Source organism: Mycobacterium basiliense (assembly GCF_900292015.1).
Lineage (GTDB): Bacteria > Actinomycetota > Actinomycetes > Mycobacteriales > Mycobacteriaceae > Mycobacterium > Mycobacterium basiliense.
This window is the reverse complement of record NZ_LR130759.1, coordinates 2542093-2559017: the sequence shown is the minus strand read 5'-3', so window position 1 is coordinate 2559017 and position 16925 is coordinate 2542093. Positions and strand designations below refer to the sequence as shown.

11 protein-coding genes are annotated in these 16925 nt (G+C 64.1%); 3 read left to right on the top strand and 8 right to left on the bottom strand.

The window, feature by feature from the left end; translation table 11 throughout:
- Positions 1 to 12 precede the first annotated feature (12 nt).
- The gene (uvrA, locus tag MB901379_RS10940; RefSeq protein WP_158016720.1) at positions 13 to 2928 is read right to left on the bottom strand and encodes an excinuclease ABC subunit UvrA; all 2916 of its coding nucleotides are present in this window, start codon (positions 2926 to 2928) and stop codon (positions 13 to 15) included.
- 119 nt (positions 2929 to 3047) lie between these two features.
- On the opposite strand from uvrA, the gene MB901379_RS10935 reads away from it, so the two are divergent.
- Positions 3048 to 3743, top strand: a complete 696-nt coding sequence (locus tag MB901379_RS10935; RefSeq protein ID WP_197717883.1) for an MBL fold metallo-hydrolase — start codon at positions 3048 to 3050, stop codon at positions 3741 to 3743.
- 11 nt (positions 3744 to 3754) lie between these two features.
- On the opposite strand, the gene MB901379_RS10930 is transcribed toward MB901379_RS10935, so the two are convergent.
- Positions 3755 to 4195: a universal stress protein gene (locus MB901379_RS10930; protein WP_158016718.1), complete on the bottom strand. Its 441-nt coding sequence runs from the start codon at positions 4193 to 4195 to the stop codon at positions 3755 to 3757.
- 274 nt (positions 4196 to 4469) lie between these two features.
- On the opposite strand from MB901379_RS10930, the gene MB901379_RS10925 reads away from it, so the two are divergent.
- A complete protein-coding gene (locus MB901379_RS10925; RefSeq protein WP_174237012.1) occupies positions 4470 to 6089 on the top strand; it encodes a mannosyltransferase in 1620 nt (539 codons plus the stop codon).
- Here MB901379_RS10925 and MB901379_RS10920 read toward each other — a convergent pair.
- Positions 6078 to 7505: an MFS transporter gene (locus MB901379_RS10920; protein WP_158016716.1), complete on the bottom strand. Its 1428-nt coding sequence runs from the start codon at positions 7503 to 7505 to the stop codon at positions 6078 to 6080. The two genes, MB901379_RS10925 and MB901379_RS10920, sit on opposite strands and share 12 nt — an antisense overlap.
- Positions 7506 to 7546: 41 nt before the next feature.
- On the bottom strand, positions 7547 to 9727 hold the full coding sequence (gene uvrB / locus MB901379_RS10915; RefSeq protein ID WP_158016715.1) for an excinuclease ABC subunit UvrB: 2181 nt from the start codon (positions 9725 to 9727) through the stop codon (positions 7547 to 7549).
- A gap of 185 nt (positions 9728 to 9912) precedes the next feature.
- Between uvrB and MB901379_RS10910 the strand changes: the two genes are divergently transcribed.
- A complete protein-coding gene (locus MB901379_RS10910) occupies positions 9913 to 10356 on the top strand; it encodes a DUF402 domain-containing protein (protein ID WP_158016714.1) in 444 nt (147 codons plus the stop codon).
- A gap of 171 nt (positions 10357 to 10527) precedes the next feature.
- On the opposite strand, the gene coaE is transcribed toward MB901379_RS10910, so the two are convergent.
- From coaE to polA, 4 genes are all read right to left on the bottom strand, one after another.
- Positions 10528 to 11769, bottom strand: a complete 1242-nt coding sequence (gene coaE / locus MB901379_RS10905) for a dephospho-CoA kinase (protein ID WP_158016713.1) — start codon at positions 11767 to 11769, stop codon at positions 10528 to 10530.
- A 24-nt stretch (positions 11770 to 11793) separates the two neighbouring features.
- Positions 11794 to 13236 (bottom strand): 30S ribosomal protein S1, encoded by a 1443-nt coding sequence (rpsA, locus tag MB901379_RS10900; RefSeq protein WP_158016712.1) that lies wholly within the window; start codon positions 13234 to 13236, stop codon positions 11794 to 11796.
- A gap of 368 nt (positions 13237 to 13604) precedes the next feature.
- Entirely contained in the window at positions 13605 to 14051 is a 447-nt protein-coding gene (locus MB901379_RS10895; RefSeq protein ID WP_158016711.1) for a DMT family transporter, read from the bottom strand.
- A gap of 112 nt (positions 14052 to 14163) precedes the next feature.
- A complete protein-coding gene (polA, locus tag MB901379_RS10890) occupies positions 14164 to 16821 on the bottom strand; it encodes a DNA polymerase I (protein ID WP_158019098.1) in 2658 nt (885 codons plus the stop codon).
- Positions 16822 to 16925: the final 104 nt, after the last annotated feature.

Genomic DNA, 16925 nt, shown 5'->3' with positions numbered 1-16925 from the left:
AGGCGAGGACAGTCAGGCACTTACCTTTCGCCGCCGAGTCGGCCGGGTTGTGCTGGCCGACGCGCGTCCGGTGCCGACGACGTCGGCCAGGAATTTGCCGGTGTAGCTTTCTGGCACCGCGGCGACATGCTCCGGCGCGCCTTGGGCGACAACGGTTCCGCCGCCGGCACCGCCCTCCGGGCCCATGTCGATGATCCAGTCCGACGTCTTGATCACGTCCAAGTTGTGCTCGATGACGATCACCGTGTTGCCCTTGTCCACAAGCCCACTGATGACATTCAACAACTTTCGTATGTCGTCGAAATGCAGCCCGGTGGTGGGCTCGTCGAGGATATAGATGGTGCGGCCGGTTGAGCGCTTCTGCAACTCGGACGCCAACTTGACCCGCTGCGCCTCGCCTCCCGACAGCGTCGGTGCGGGCTGGCCGAGGCGGACATACCCCAGGCCGACGTCGACCAACGTCCGCAGATAGCGATGAATGCCGGCGATCGGCTCGAAGAACTCCGCGGCTTCCTCGATCGACATGTCGAGCACCTCGGAGATGGTCTTACCCTTGTAGTGCACTTCAAGGGTTTCCCGGTTATAGCGTGCGCCCTGGCACACTTCGCATGGCACATACACGTCGGGCAGGAAGTTCATCTCGATCTTGATAGTGCCGTCGCCGGTGCACGCCTCACAGCGACCGCCCTTGACATTGAACGAGAATCGACCCGGCTGATAACCGCGAACTTTGGCCTCGGTGGTGGCCGCGAACAGGGTTCGGATCTTGTCGAATACGCCGGTATAGGTGGCCGGGTTGGATCGCGGCGTACGGCCGATCGGCGACTGGTCGACCCGCACTAGCTTGTCCAAGTGGTCAAGCCCCGTGACGCGGGTATGTCGACCGGGGACCTGGCGGGCGCCATTGAGCCGATTCGCCAGCACGGCCGCCAGGATGTCATTGACCAGTGTGGATTTGCCCGATCCGGACACTCCGGTCACCGAGGTGAGCACACCAAGGGGAAACGACACATCGATACCGCGCAAGTTGTGTTCCCGAGCACCCACGACGGTAACTTGCCGCCGCTTGTCGACAGATCGACGGATCGCCGGAATGCCGATGCTTTCCCGGCCCGACAGGTAGGCGCCGGTAATCGAAGTCTGGTTGCGCAGCAGCTCCTGGTATGGGCCACTGTGCACGATGCGGCCACCATGCTCGCCGGCCCCCGGACCGATGTCAACAACCCAGTCGGCGTGCTCGATAGTGTCCTCGTCATGCTCGACCACGATCAGCGTGTTACCCAAATCCCTTAACCGGGTGAGGGTTTCAATGAGCCGGCGGTTGTCACGCTGGTGCAGCCCAATGGAAGGCTCGTCAAGCACATACAACACCCCCACCAGACCGGAGCCGATCTGAGTGGCCAGCCGAATGCGTTGTGCCTCACCACCGGACAGCGTGGCCGCTGCGCGCGACAACGACAGGTACTCCAAACCGACATCGAGCAGGAACCCGAGTCGCGACTGGATTTCTTTGAGCACCTGCCCGGCAATCGCCTGCTCGCGATGACCGAGCGTGAGCGCGTTCAGAAAGTCTGCGCAGTCCGAGATTGACAGTTCGCAGACCTCGGCAATCGATTTGGCGCCCTGGTCCCCTGCCGCCAGCGTCACCGCCAGGATCTCTGGCTTGAGCCGCGTGCCCACACAGACCGGACACGGCACGTCACGCATGAAGCCTTCGTAGCGTTCCTTCATCTGCTCGGACTCGGTCTGAGCCATCTTGCGCTGCAGAAACGCCAGCACGCCCTCGAAATCGGCGTAGTAGGACCGGGTGCGCCCGTACCGGTTTCGGTACCGCACATGGACCTGCTCGTCGGAGCCCTCCAGAATCGCCTTGCGGGCCTTGGCCGGTAGCTTGCGCCAAGGTGTGTCAACGTCGAACCCGAGCGCCTCACCCAGACCCGCCATCATGCGGGTGAAGTATTCAGCGGTGTGGCCCGTGGACCACGGTGCCACCGCGCCGTCGGCCAGCGTGCGATCCGGGTCGGGCACCACCAGCTCGGGGTCAACCTCCTTGCGGATCCCCAGCCCGCTGCATTCCGGGCAAGCCCCATAGGGCGAATTGAACGAAAACGACCGCGGTTCTAGGTCGTCGACCGCGAGCGGGTGCCCATTGGGGCAAGCCAGCTTCTCGGAGAACCGCTGCTCGCGAGGATGATCATGCTCGTCGCGGTCATCGGGGAATTCCAGCACCACGATGCCGTCGGCCAGGTTCAGTGCCGTCTCCACCGAGTCAGTGAGCCGCTGTTTAGCGGCCACTTTGACGGTGAGACGATCCACCACCACCTCGATGTCGTGCTTCTCCTGTTTCTTCAGCTTCGGCGGATCGGTCAGCGGATGAACCACTCCGTCAACCCGCACCCGGCTATAACCCTGCGCATTGAGCTTGTCGAACAGGTCGGCGAACTCCCCCTTGCGGGTACGCACCACTGGCGCCAGCACCAGAAACCGCGTGCCCTCCTCCATGGCCAGCACCTGGTCCACGATTTGTTGGGGCGTTTGGCGCGCGATGCGCTCGCCACAGGTCGGGCAGTGCGGGGTGCCGGCACGCGCATACAGCAGCCTCAGATAGTCGTAGACCTCGGTGATGGTGCCGACAGTCGACCGCGGATTGCGGTTGGTGGACTTCTGATCGATCGACACCGCGGGGGAAAGCCCCTCGATGAAGTCGACGTCCGGCTTGTCCATCTGCCCAAGAAACTGGCGCGCGTACGCCGACAACGATTCCACATAGCGCCGCTGGCCTTCGGCGAAAATGGTGTCGAACGCCAACGAGGACTTACCCGACCCGGACAGCCCGGTGAAGACGATCATCGCGTCGCGGGGCAGGTCAAGGTCGACGCCACACAGATTGTGCTCACGTGCACCCTTGACGATCAGGCGGTCAGCCACGCTGTCCCTTCCCCGAAATACTCAGCTCACACCCAGAAACAAACCTGCCATTGCGCAGGCCGTAGTCCATGCTATGTGCCCTTACCGACAAGCATTCGGGGACCAGTAACGTGACCGCTATGACTGCCTCGGAGAAGCGCCTCGAGCCCAGCGACAACTACACCGGACACGTCGAACCGGGCACCGCGGCCCGACGCACCCTGCCCGGCGCCACCATTGTGAAGGCCTCAGTCGGCCCGATGGACAACAACGCCTACCTGGTGACCTGTTCGGCCACCGGGGATACGCTGCTCATCGACGCCGCCAACGATCCCGACCTGCTCATCGATCTGGTACGCAGCCATACCCCCAAGTTGTCGCTAATCGTGACCAGCCACCAGCACTTCGACCACTGGCAGGCGCTGGAAGCGGTGGCCGCCGCCACCGGCGCGCCCACCGCCGCCCATCAGATCGATGCCGACGCGCTGCCGATCAAACCGGACCGCCTGCTGGCCAACGGCGACAGCGTGCAGATCGGCGAGCTGAGCTTCGATGTCATCCACTTGCGCGGGCACACCCCTGGATCGATCGCGCTGGCGCTCGATGGGCCGGCCACAGGCGAGGTGACGCAGATGTTCACCGGTGATTGTCTGTTCCCGGGAGGCGTCGGCAAGACCTGGCAGCCCGGTGACTTCACCCAACTACTCGACGATGTCACCACTCGGGTGTTTGACGTGTACCCCGACTCCACCATCATCTACCCCGGTCACGGCGACGACACCGTACTGGGCACCGAACGCCCTCACCTGGGCGAATGGCGCGAACGGGGCTGGTAGCGCGACAAACTCTAGGTGGTGTGCACGATCAGCACATCGACCTTGGCCCGACGCGAGACATTGGCCGGCACCGATCCCAGCAACCGGCCCGCGATGGTGCTCAGACCGACGTTGCCCACAACGAGCAGGTCAGCCTTTTCCTCTTCGGCCAGATTCACCAATGCATCCACCGGAGCGCCGACGACCGCCCGCTCCTCGACGTTCTTGGCACCGGCGTTGTGCGCCCGTTCCTTGGCGTCGTGCAGGATCTCGTAGATCGGAGCGGTGCCCGTCACCTTGTAGCTTTCTTCCCTCAGCACATCGGCGGCGCGACCATCCTCATGCTGGGGCAGGTATGCCGAGGCGATGATCAACTTGGTTTCGGAACCTGCGATTTGCGCGGCGCGATCCACCGCACGCATCGACGAGTCCGAGCCGTCGGTTCCTACCACCACGGTCCGATAGGCGGCCATTAACCCTCCCAGTGTCGGTTGCTACGCCAACCCAAGACAGTATCGCTTTGCCAGATCTAGATGGATCAGATTAACCACACCGGAACGGCGTGGCGCAACCTTGCATTTGCCCAGCCAGTGGCGAGCGACGGACACTATTGCCAATGACGACGCAATTCGAGCACTGCTGTGACCGGAAAATCCTCAGCAGCACAGTGCTTTTCACGCGATATCGACCCATCGCGGGGCCGGCGCATGCCAACACCCGCCGATTGGCCGGGTCACATACCCCAACATGGCTGGTGACCAGGATCATCGCGGGAGCCCTACAGTGACAAGCATCATGTCCGTACCAACGCTTGAGCAGGGCACGGCGGCCGTCCTTGAGCCCACTGAGCACCCGCCCGCACGTGGCCGATGGCTAGACCCGTGGGCCGTTGCGTTGCTGGCCACGGCTATCAGCGCCGCCTGGGCCGCGAGGCCGTCTTTGTGGTTCGACGAGGGCGCCACCATCTCGGCGTCGGCAAGCCGGACAGTGCCGGAGCTATGGAAACTACTGGGCCACATCGACGCCGTGCACGGCCTCTACTACCTGTTGATGCACGGCTGGTTCATGATCTTTCCGCCCACCGAATTCTGGTCACGAGTTCCCAGCAGCCTGGCTATCGGGGCGGCGGCCGCGGGCGTTGTGGTGTTCACCAAGCAATTTTCCGGGCGAACTAACGCGTTGTGCGCCGGTGTCGTCTTCGCCATCCTGCCGCGGGTGACGTGGGCCGGGATCGAGGCTCGCTCCTCTGCGCTGTCGGTGGCCGCCGCCGTCTGGCTCACCGTCGTGCTGGTTACGGCCGTGCGGCGGAACAGCCGCTGGCGGTGGCTGCGCTACGCGCTGGTGTTGGTGCTGTCGATCCTGGTCAATCTCAACTTCGGTCTGCTGGTGCTGGTCCACGCCGCACTGCTGCCGCTGTTGGCCCCGGAAAACACACGAAAGTCCCCGGTCATCCGGTGGACGATCGCTACGGTGGCCGCACTCGTGGCGATGACACCGTTCGTGCTGTTCGCCCACGGCCAGATCTGGCAGGTCGGATGGATTTCGGGACTGAACAGAAACCTGTTGCTCGACGTGATGCATAGGCAGTATTTCGACCACAGCGTTCCGTTCGCAATCCTCGCCGGCGTGATCGTTGTCGCGGCTGGTGCGCTGCGCTTGGCCGGCGTGTCAGGGCGCAGCGACGGTACCGGCCCACTCCTGCTGGCCAGCGTGGCGTGGGTGGTCATCCCCACCGCCGTCGTGCTGATCTACTCGGCGATCGTCGAACCCGTTTACTACCCGCGCTACCTGATCCTCACCGCCCCCGGCGCGGCCGTCGTGCTAGCGGTCTGCATCGTCGCCATCGCCCGGAGGCCCTGGTACATCGCCGGAATTGTGGCGCTGCTGGCCGTCGCCGCGTTCCCCAACTACTTCTTCACACAACGGGGGCCCTACGCCAAGGAGGGCTGGGACTACAGCCAGGTGGCGGACCTAATCAGTGCTCATGCCGCCCCGGGAGACTGTCTCCTGGTCGACAACACGGTGCCCTGGAGGCCCGGTCCCGTTCGCGCACTGCTGGCGACCCGGCCGGGCGCCTTCCAGTCCCTGATCGACGTCGAGCGCGGCGCCTATGGGCCCACGGTCGGCACGCTGTGGGACGGGCACGTCGCGGTGTGGCTCACGACGGCCAAAATCAACAAGTGCACCACCGTCTGGACGATCTCCAATCACGATGCGTCGCTACCCGATCATCAAGTGGGGCAATCACTGTCACCGGGTACGGCGTTCGGACGGACGCCCGCCTACCGCTTCCCGAGCTACCTGGGTTTCCACATTGTCGAGCGGTGGCAGTTCCACTATTCGCAGGTGGTCAAGTCAACACGTTGAGTCGTGATCACCCCGGGTGGCTGGGTGGGATACCCGGTAGGAGGACAGGAGTCCGACCCCGGCCAGCACCGTGAAGACCGCGAATAGCCAGCGTGCGGCCGCCACCTCGCCGCCGGTGGCGGTATTCACGACGACACCGGCCAGTCCGGCGCCAAATGCTCCGGAGATCAGCTGCACGGTGTTGATGGCGGCAGCGGCAGCGCCACCCTCGGCGGGGTCGTCGACGGATTGCATGGCGCGGGCCGACAGATGCGGCCAGGCCATCCCGATGCCGAACCCGGCGATCATCAGCGCCCCTGCCCACAGCGCGACAACCCCGATAGGGGCGTCGGCCCGCTGGGTGAATGCGGCCAGCGCCAGACCCGACGCCATTACCAGCGGCGCGATCGCGATCACGCGCCCGATGGTTCGTGGGTTGTTCAGCGATGCGCTGGCGATCTCGCTGACCGTCCAGCCGATCGCCAATGATGCCCCCAAAAAGCCGGCAGCCACCGGCGTCAGGTGCCCCAACCGCTGTCCGAACAGCGGTACATACGTGTCGACCATCACCGCCATCATCTGCATCGCCATGGTCAGATAAATCCATTTCAGCGGCCCGCTGCCAAATACGCTGTGCGGCAATACCGCTGCGTCGCTTCGCCAGTCGACGACCACGGCCAGCCCGACCAACAACACGCCGAGAACGAGCAGTCCGGTGGTTGCCATCCCGTTACGCGGGAGCTGGGCCACGCTGACCGCCAACGCGGCGCTGCCCACCAGCAGCAACGACCACACCGGCACCTTGAGCGCCGGGGGTATCGAGGTTGCATCGCGCGGATCGACCCGGCCCGCGGCTAGCACCATCGTTACCAGCAGAGCCATCGCCGCCGTCAGCATGGCCATGGCGCCAAACGCCCACCGCCACAGTCCTAGTTGTGCAAAGAGGCCACCCGTCGCCGGCCCGACGATCGTCGCGACGCCCCACATCGCCGACACGAGCGCGGATCCGCGAGTCCACAACGAGCGTGGCAGAGCGGCGTTGATCAGCGCATAGCCCAAGCCGGCGAGCAATCCGCCGGCGATCCCTTGGAGGGCACGCCCCGCTATCAGGACCTCCATCGTCGGCGCCGCCCCGCAGACCACACTGGCCACGCCGAAGAGGGCCAATCCCAACAGAAATGACCAGCGCGGGCCCAGGGCACGCAGCATCGAGTTGACCATGGTCGCCGCGACCACGGAGCCAACCAGATACAACGTGGTCACCCAGGCATACAGTCGGCCGCCGCCGATCTCGGCGATCGTGCTCGGCAGCAGACTGATCGTCAAAAACTCGTTGGTCGCGTACATCGCGACACCACCGGCCAGCACGGTGGAGGTCCCCAGATGGGTGGTCAGCAGCTCACGCCAGCTGCCGGCCGGGCTCACCGTGTCGGTCACAGCTACACCGTAGGGGGGAACTCGTGGTTGTGGTTGGCAGGTTACTTCAGACCGGCGGCATCCATCCCGCGCAGTTCCTTCTTGAGATCGGCGATCTCGTCACGGAATCGGGCCGCCAGCTCGAACTGTAATTCCCGCGCCGCAGCCATCATCTGCGCGGTGAGGTCCTTGATCAGGTCCGCCAGCTCCGCGCGCGGCATGCTCGAAGTGTCGCGGCCTTCGAACACGCCCGCGCTCACCGCCCGACCCGGCTCCCCCTGCGCTCTCCGGCCGCGGGAGGCATTGCGCGCCGAGCCGCCGACCGGGACGGCGTCGGCGGCTTCGGTATCGGCGGCCTCGCGATAGACCTGGTCGAGGATGTCGGCGATCTTTTTGCGCAGCGGTTGTGGGTCGATCCCGTTGGCCTCGTTGTAGGCGATCTGCTTGGCCCGCCGCCGTTCGGTCTCGTCGATGGCCTCCCTCATCGAGTCGGTGATGGTGTCGGCGTACATGTGTACTTCCCCCGACACGTTGCGAGCGGCGCGGCCGATGGTCTGGATGAGGCTGCGGGTGGACCGCAAAAACCCTTCCTTATCGGCGTCGAGAATCGCCACTAGCGAGACCTCGGGCAGGTCCAGGCCCTCGCGGAGCAGATTGATGCCGACCAGCACGTCGTACTCGCCGAGCCGTAGCTGGCGCAGCAGCTCCACCCGACGCAATGTGTCGACTTCGGAGTGCAGATAGCGCACCCGGATGCCCAGTTCCAGCAGGTAGTCGGTGAGGTCTTCGGCCATCTTCTTGGTCAGCGTCGTCACCAGCACCCGCTGGTCGGCCTCGGCCCGCCTGCGGATCTCACCGATCAGGTCGTCGATCTGCCCCTTGGTCGGCTTGACCACGACTTTGGGATCCACCAGGCCGGTAGGCCGAATCACCTGCTCGACGAACTCGCCTCCGGTCTGACTGAGTTCATAGGGCCCTGGGGTTGCCGACAGATATACCGTCTGCCCGATCCGGTCGGCGAACTCCTCCCATTGCAGCGGGCGGTTGTCCACCGCCGAGGGTAGCCGGAACCCGTACTCCACCAAGTTGCGCTTCCGTGAAATGTCGCCTTCGTACATGCCGCCGATCTGTGGGACGGTGACGTGAGACTCGTCGATGACCAGCAAGAAGTCCTCGGGAAAATAATCCAGCAGCGTGGCAGGGGCTGAGCCAGCGGGCCGTCCGTCGATGTGGCGAGAATAGTTCTCGATCCCCGAGCAAAATCCCACCTGGCGCATCATCTCGATGTCGTAGTTGGTGCGCATCCGCAACCGCTGCGCCTCCAGCAACTTGCCCTGCCTCTCGAGTTCGGCGAGCCGCTCGGCAAGCTCCTCCTCGATCGTGGAGATCGCCTGGGCCATCCGCTCCGGCCCGGCCACATAGTGGGTGGCCGGGAAGATCCGCAGCGACTCGACCTGGCGAATGACCTCCCCGGTCAACGGGTGCAGGTAATACAGCGCTTCGATCTCGTCGCCGAAGAACTCGATACGCACCGCCAGCTCTTCGTAGGAGGGAATGATCTCCACGGTGTCCCCGCGGACCCGAAACGAGCCACGGGTGAACGAAAGGTCGTTGCGGGTGTACTGCACGTCGACCAAAAGTCGCAGCAGTCCGTCCCGCGGCACCTCGGTGCCGACTCGCAACTCGACGGAGCGATCCAGATAGGACTGGGGGGTACCCAGGCCATAAATGCACGACACCGAAGCCACCACCACCACATCGCGCCGCGAAAGCAAGGCCGACGTGGCCGAGTGCCGCAGCCGCTCCACGTCGTCGTTGATCGAGCTGTCCTTCTCGATGTAGGTGTCCGTCTGCGCGATATACGCCTCCGGCTGGTAGTAGTCGTAGTACGACACAAAGTACTCGACCGCGTTGTGCGGCAACATTTCTCGCAGTTCATTCGCCAACTGCGCGGCCAGGGTCTTGTTCGGCGCCATGACCAGCGTGGGACGCTGCAGACGCTCGATCAGCCACGCCGTCGTCGCCGACTTACCGGTCCCGGTTGCGCCCAGCAGCACCACGTCGCGCTCACCCGCCCGGATCCGCCGCTCTAGCTCGTTGATCGCCGTCGGCTGATCTCCGGCGGGAGCGTGCGGGCTGACCACCTCGAAGCGGGCACCGGAGCGCACGACGTCATCAACGGCGCGGTATTCCGAATGGGCGACCGGAACATCTCCGGCGGGGTGCTCGGTGGCAAAGGCCATGACAACCAGGGTAGAACCCGCCACCGACAGGCCCGGCCGGGGCATGCACCCGGCGTGGGTTAGCACCGTGTCCCGACCGCTACCCGGCCACCCGCGCCGAACGACGGTAGAGTGACGCCATCCATCCACCCAAGCACGAGACGTTCGACCTGGTCGCCGGCACCAACACCGATCCGAAGGGCATTGTGCGTGCCGTCGATGAGTACACGGTGCACCCGTGGGGGCTCTACATGGCCCGGCCCACCCCCGGCCGGAGGCAGTTTCACTACCTCGAGTCCTGGCTACTGCCGTCCTTGGGGCTGCGAGCCACGATATTCCACTTCAACCCCGGCCATGAGCGAGACCACGACTACTACCTCGATGTCGGCGAATACCTACCGAGCCAAGCAGTGTGGCGTTCGGAAGATCACTACCTCGACATCGAGGTGCGCACTGGCAATGGGCTGCACCTGGCCGATGTCGACGAACTGCTCGACGCCGTCCGACACGGCCTGCTGACCTCGGATGTCGCCGAGCAAGCGGTACGCCGAGCGTTGAGCGCGGTCGATGGCCTGGCCCGCAATGGCTACGACCTGCCACGTTGGCTGGCTGCCCACGGCATGACGATCAGCTGGCACGGGCCTCGCTGAGCAGGCCGGGGAACCGACCTCAGCGAACTCCACCGGGACAAGGCGCTCAGTTAGGCCCGGCAGCCAAGCCGCAGTGTGGTGAGAACACCGGACCTGCTCGGGCTACTTCGGGTTCACGTCGGGCCCGCGGGCCACGCGACCGGCACGGCCGTCCCACGCTGTCGCGCGATATCAGACGGGCCGGGGCCGCCATCCGATTGAATCTGCCCAATCCCAGGCCCGCCGATAGGCATCGAGAAACCAGGGCTCCTTAACTGCGACATAGCGCTCGACGCCCCCGTCACCGAGCGCGGCGTGCTTTTCGGCTTCACGCTTGACCGCGAGATAGTCGGCGCGGACAGCTGGGTTGGCCGTCAACCAATCGACGAAGAGCAGGGCGAATTGCTGATTGGGCCAGCCATCCACCCGGATGTGCACATTGGTCGGCCGACCAGGATCCGCTGATCCATGAAACCTCTTGTGCCACAGCGCAGGACCGCCACTGTGGTCATAACGATCGATGACGCTGCGCGCGTCGGCCTTATCGTGGTCCATGGTGATCTGGTCGAGGCGCGGGTAGCCGATGGACAACAGCGACTCGACGAGTTCGTCTGCTACCTCTAGTGATTCGACGGTGATCTGAATGTCGATGACGTCCTTGGCCAGGAAATCGGGGTAGTGCGGCACGGCGGTCGACCCGATGTGGTCAACCCGTAACGCCCTGTGACCGCACACGGTTTTCAACCGGGCGATGATGCGTTTCGCCTGGTCCGGCCACGTCGGGTCGGACGGCACCAGCCGCGCCGGTGGCCGCGCGATCACGCGCGCGTTCACGTTGCGTGCGAACGGCAGAATCCGGCAATTCCACACCTCACGTGCCCGCTGGACCAAAACCTCTGGGCTGCTTGAATTGTCCAGCCAAACGTCGGCAACTGCCCGCCGTTGCTCGTCGGTGGCCTGAGCGGCAATTCTGGCCCGGGCGTCGGCTTCCGGCATGCCCCGCTGCTCAACTAGCCGTCGTACACGGACCTCGACATCGGCGTGCACCACCACCACCAACGGGAATAACGGGGCCAACCCCGATTCCACCAGCAACGGAATGTCCTCGACGATAACAGCGTCGTCTGGGACCGCCGCGAGAATCTCCGAACGTCGACGCGCCACCAACGGATGAACGATCCCGTTCAGCACGCCTCTTGCCTGGTCGTTCCGAAACGCCTTGGCTGCCAACGCCGGCCGATCCAGCGCCCCGTCCGGTCCCAAGATGTCAGCGCCAAAGGCACCAACCAGGGACGCCAAACCCTCGGTACCGGGCTCGACTACCTCACGGGCCAGCACATCGCCATCGACGACAACCCCGCCACATTCGGCGAAAGTTGTCGACAGCGCCGACTTCCCAGCGCCGATACCGCCGGTCAGCCCGATTCGCAGCATTGCCTGAACAGCGCCCCGGAGAAACTAAGCGTTGCCGGCGAGCTTTTCCCGTAGCGCGGCCAATTGGGCGTCGCTGGCCAGCGACCCGCCCGCGGCCTTCTCCTGCGGCGCACCGCTGCTCACCGACTCCGAACCGCCGTGCCCGTCTGCCTCGGCCGCGGCGAACTTCTCCATCTGCGTGGTGTGCATCTTGTGCCGACGCTCGGCTTCGGCATAGCGCGCTTCCCACTCGGCCCGCTGAGTGTCGAAACCTTCCATCCACTCGTTGGTGTCGGGGTCGAAGCCCTCGGGGAAGATGTAGTTGCCCTGCTCGTCATAGCTGTCAGCCATGCCGTACTTCGCCGGGTCGAACTCCTCGGTGTAGTCCTCGTTGGCCTGCTTGAGCGACAACGAGATGCGGCGCCGTTCCAGGTCGATGTCGATCACCTTGACCATCGCGTCGTCGCCGACACCCACCACCTGGTCGGGCACCTCGACGTGACGCTCGGCCAGCTCGGAGATGTGCACCAGGCCCTCGATGCCCTCCTCGACGCGAACGAACGCGCCAAACGGCACCAGCTTGGTGACCTTGCCCGGCACGATTTGGCCAATCGCATGGGTGCGGGCGAAGTGCCGCCAGGGGTCTTCCTGCGTTGCCTTCAGCGACAGCGAAACCCGCTCACGGTCCATGTCGACATCGAGAACCTCGACGGTGACCTCGTCACCAACCTGGACCACCTCGGACGGATGGTCAATGTGCTTCCAGGACAGCTCCGAAACATGCACCAGACCGTCCACACCGCCTAGGTCGACGAACGCGCCGAAGTTGACGATCGAGGAGACCACACCCTTGCGGATGGTGCCCTTCTGCAGCTGGTTGAGGAATTCGCTGCGCACCTCGGACTGGGTCTGCTCCAGCCAGGCGCGGCGGCTCAGCACCACATTGTTGCGGTTCTTGTCCAGCTCGATGATCTTGGCTTCGATCTCCTTGCCGATGTAGGGCTGCAGGTCGCGGACTCGCCGCATCTCGACCAGCGAGGCGGGCAGGAAGCCGCGCAGCCCGATGTCGAGGATCAGACCACCCTTGACCACCTCGATGACGGTGCCCTTAACGGCCTCATCCTTCTCCTTGAGCGCCTCGATGGTGCCCCAGGCGCGCTCGTACTGGGCGCGCTTCTTGGAGAGGATCAGGCGGCCCTCTTTGTCCTCCTTGGTGAGAACCAGGGCCTCAACCTCATCGCCGACGGAAACGACCTCATTGGGGTCGACGTCGTGCTTGATGGAGAGTTCTCGGGCGGGGATGACCCCTTCGGTCTTGTAGCCGATATCGAGGAGCACCTCGTCCCGGTCCACTTTGACGATCGTGCCTTCGACGATGTCGCCATCGTTGAAGTACTTGATCGTTTTGTCTATTGCTGCGAGAAAGTCCTCGGCAGAGCCAATGTCGTTGACGGCTACTTGCGGCGAGGTGACGGCGGGACTCGGCATATTGTTGGGTTGCTCCGGACAGGGTTAGGTCGTAGGGACAGTTGGTATTGGTTGCGACCCGCCATCAAGCACCGACGGGCATCTGTCGAGGCTACTCGACAGTGGACATGCTGGACAAACTCGGTTGTCGGTGACCGAGTGTAGACGCCGGGGTGTTCCCGCCGACGGACGGGTCCTGGTGGAGTCCACCTGGGGACCCGGGCAGGCGCGGGCCAGCACACGGGTGCGGTCGCCGGATCACCCCGATCACCGGCGCCCGACGGCCATCAACCACCGATAGTTTTTCCGCGAATTCACCCAACGTTCACCGCCCCGCTCGGCCCCCTCGGCCGCAACAATACTTGCAATGAATTCTGCGAATTCAGTGATCAGAATTTGGCAACTAATACCACTCCGAGAACCAGGAATGCACCGCCGAGAGCCCGCCATACGGTAATCGGGTGCGCATCGACACGAAGCCAACCGAAATGATCAATCAGCAACGACATTATGAGGGCCGCCGTCACCGTGAACCCGATAAACGTTCCCGCGCCAACCCTGTTCACCAATGTCAGACCGGCGTATACCTGAACGGCACCAACGAGGCCACCAACAACGGCCCACCAGGGCATTGTGGCGATGTCTTTAGTGGTCGGCAACGGATTCGGCATGATCAGGAAGGCGCCGATGAAGAACAACGTAATCAGCGCAAATGATATCGCCGAGGCCAGCCATGGGTTGATCATATGTTTGTAAAGTTGACCATTCATTGCCGCCCCGCATGTCTGAAGTGCGCCGCCTAGGATAATGAATGGGATAATCCAGCCTGCGGTCATCTCTCTCCTTATTCGCTGCACTACTCGGCTGCCTACAGTCGTCGAATTCCTCGGGCAAGACTAGGACATCACGATCGAAGGCGCCTCGCGACAAGACCGCCGGCCCGTGCTCTCAGTGTGCCGCCGAGTCCCAGCTGCGGCCGTAGCCAACCGATACGTCCAGCGGGACGTCCAGCGGGTAGGCGCCACCCATCTTGTCGCGCACTAAGGCCTCGACCTGCTCCCGTTCGCCGGCCGCGATTTCAAACAACAGTTCGTCGTGGACCTGTAACAGCATCCGGGATTTCAACCCAGATGCCTTTAGCGCCTTGTCGACTTCGAGCATCGCTACCTTGATGATGTCGGCCGCGCTGCCCTGGATCGGGGCGTTCAGTGCCGCGCGCTCGGCCGCCTCCCGCACCTGGCGATTGCTGCTGTCTAGCTCTGGCAGGTATCGCCGGCGGCCCAGGACGGTCGAGGTGTAGCCGTCCTTGCGGGCCTGCTCCACGACGGAATTCAGGTAGTCGCGCACCCCGCCGAATCGGGCGAAGTATTGGTCCATCTGGACCTTGGCCTCCTCGGTGGAGATCTTGAGCTGAGCGGCCAGCCCGTAGGCGCTCAGACCATAGGCCAGCCCATACGACATCGCCTTAACGCGTCGCCGCAATTCACCGGTGACCTCGTCGATCGGCACATTGAATGCGCGCGACGCCACAAACGAGTGCAGGTCCTCGCCGGTATTGAACGCTTCGATCAGACCCTCGTCTTGCGACAAGTGCGCCATGATCCGCATCTCGATCTGGCTGTAGTCGGCGGTCATCAACTCGGTGTATCCGTCCCCCACGACGAACGCGTCGCGAATCTGGCGACCGGCGTCGGTGCGGATCGGAATGTTCTGCAGGTTGGGTTCGGTCGAGGAAAGCCGGCCGGTGGCCGCGATCGTCTGGTTGAACGTGGTGTGGATTCGCCCGTCGCCGGCCACCGAGTTCAGCAAGCCGTCAACGGTGACTTTCAACCGGGTGACGTCGCGGTGGGCCAGCAGATGCTGAAGAAACGGGTGTCCGGTCTTGTCGAACAACGACTGCAGCGCGTCGGCGTCGGTGGTGTAGCCGGTCTTCGTCCGCTTGGTCTTCGGCATCCCAAGCTCGTCGAACAACACCACCTGCAGCTGTTTGGGTGATCCCAAATTGATCTGCTTGCCGATTACGGCATACGCGGCCTCGGCCGCGTCGCGAATCTGGTCGCCGAACTGGCTTTGCAGCTCCGTCAGCAGCCGTAAGTCGACAGCGATACCGGCGGCTTCCATGCCTGCTAGTACCCGCTGAACCGGCAATTCCATCTCACCTAGCAAGGCGGTGGAGGCGATGCGGACCAGCTCGGCGTCCAGCGCGTCGGCCAGGTCAGTAACCGCCCGGGCCCGCAGGATCAGTGTTTGGATTGCCTGCACGTCAGTATCGTCGTCAAGAAGTGAAAGCTGTTGTTGTTCAGGCGTTTCCGCCCGCAGCTCGCGTCGCAGGTAGCGCAGCGAAAGATCGTCGAGGGTAAAGCTGCGCTGACCCGGCCGGACCAGGTAGGCCGCCAGCGCCGTATCGGAGGCCACGCCCGCAAGCGTCCAACCCCGCCCCCCCAGGTCGTGCATAGCCAGCTTCGCCTCATGCAGGGCTTTGGGTTTCGCCGGGTCGGCCAACCAATCCGCCAACGCTGCGTCGTCCTCGGGAGTCACCGTGCTGGTATCGACGTAGCCGCCCTCCCCGTCAGCGGCCGCAATAGCCACGGCAGTCGCATCCCCACCGTAGGGCTGATGAGTGCCCATGACCGTAAGGCCGGAGCGGCGCCCGTCGCTGGCGTGCTCGGCGAGCCACTGCGCCACCGAGCCGGACTCCAGTGCCCCGCCGCGAACGTCGAACCCCTGGTCAACCTCGGGTTCTACGGCCGCCAACGTGTCGAACAGCCGGTCGCGCAACACCCGGAACTCCAGGTCGTCGAAGAGCCGGTGGATGTGGTCGCGGTCCCAGGGCTGCAGCCGCAGCGCGTCCGGCGTTTGTGCCAGTGGGACGTCGCGCACCAGCTCGGTGAGGTCACGATTGAGGACGACATTGGCCACGTGCGCCCGCAACGCGTCGCCAACCTTGCCGCGCACCGAGTCGATGTTGTCGACCAGCGACTTCAGCGATCCGTACTCGATGATCCACTTCGACGCTGTTTTCTCGCCCACCCCCGGAATGCCGGGCAAGTTGTCGCTGGGGTCACCGCGCAGCGCGGCGAAATCCGGATACTGACTCGGCGTGAGCCCGTATTTCTCGACGACAGCCTCGGGGGTGAAGCGGGTGAGTTCACTGACCCCCTTGCGCGGGTACAACACGGTCACGTCATCGCTGACCAGCTGCAATGAGTCCCGGTCGCCGGTAATGACCAGCACCCGATAGCCCTCGCGTTCGGCCTGGGTGGCCAACGTCGCGATGATGTCGTCGGCCTCGAACCCCGGTTCAGCGAGCACCGTGATGCCCAGCGCGCCTAGGACTTCCTTGGTGATGTCGATCTGTCCGTGAAATTCGTCGGGCGTCGCTGACCGGTTGGCCTTGTAGTCCGGGTAGCGCTCCGCGCGGAAAGTCTTTCTGGATACATCGAACGCCGCGGCGATATGCGATGGTGCTTCGTCGCGTAGCAGGTTGATCAGCATCGCGGTGAACCCGTAAACGGCGTTGGTGGTCAACCCGCCGCGGGTCTTGAAGTTCTCCGCAGGCAGTGCGTAGAACGCACGGAACGCCAGCGAATTGCCGTCCAGCAACATCAGTGTCGGCTGGGCTTGATCCTGGCTGGACTTAGCGGCAGTAGTCACGGCACTCACGGCACACACTCTATGCACCCGGTGCGACGGGCCGTGCGCCCGAACCG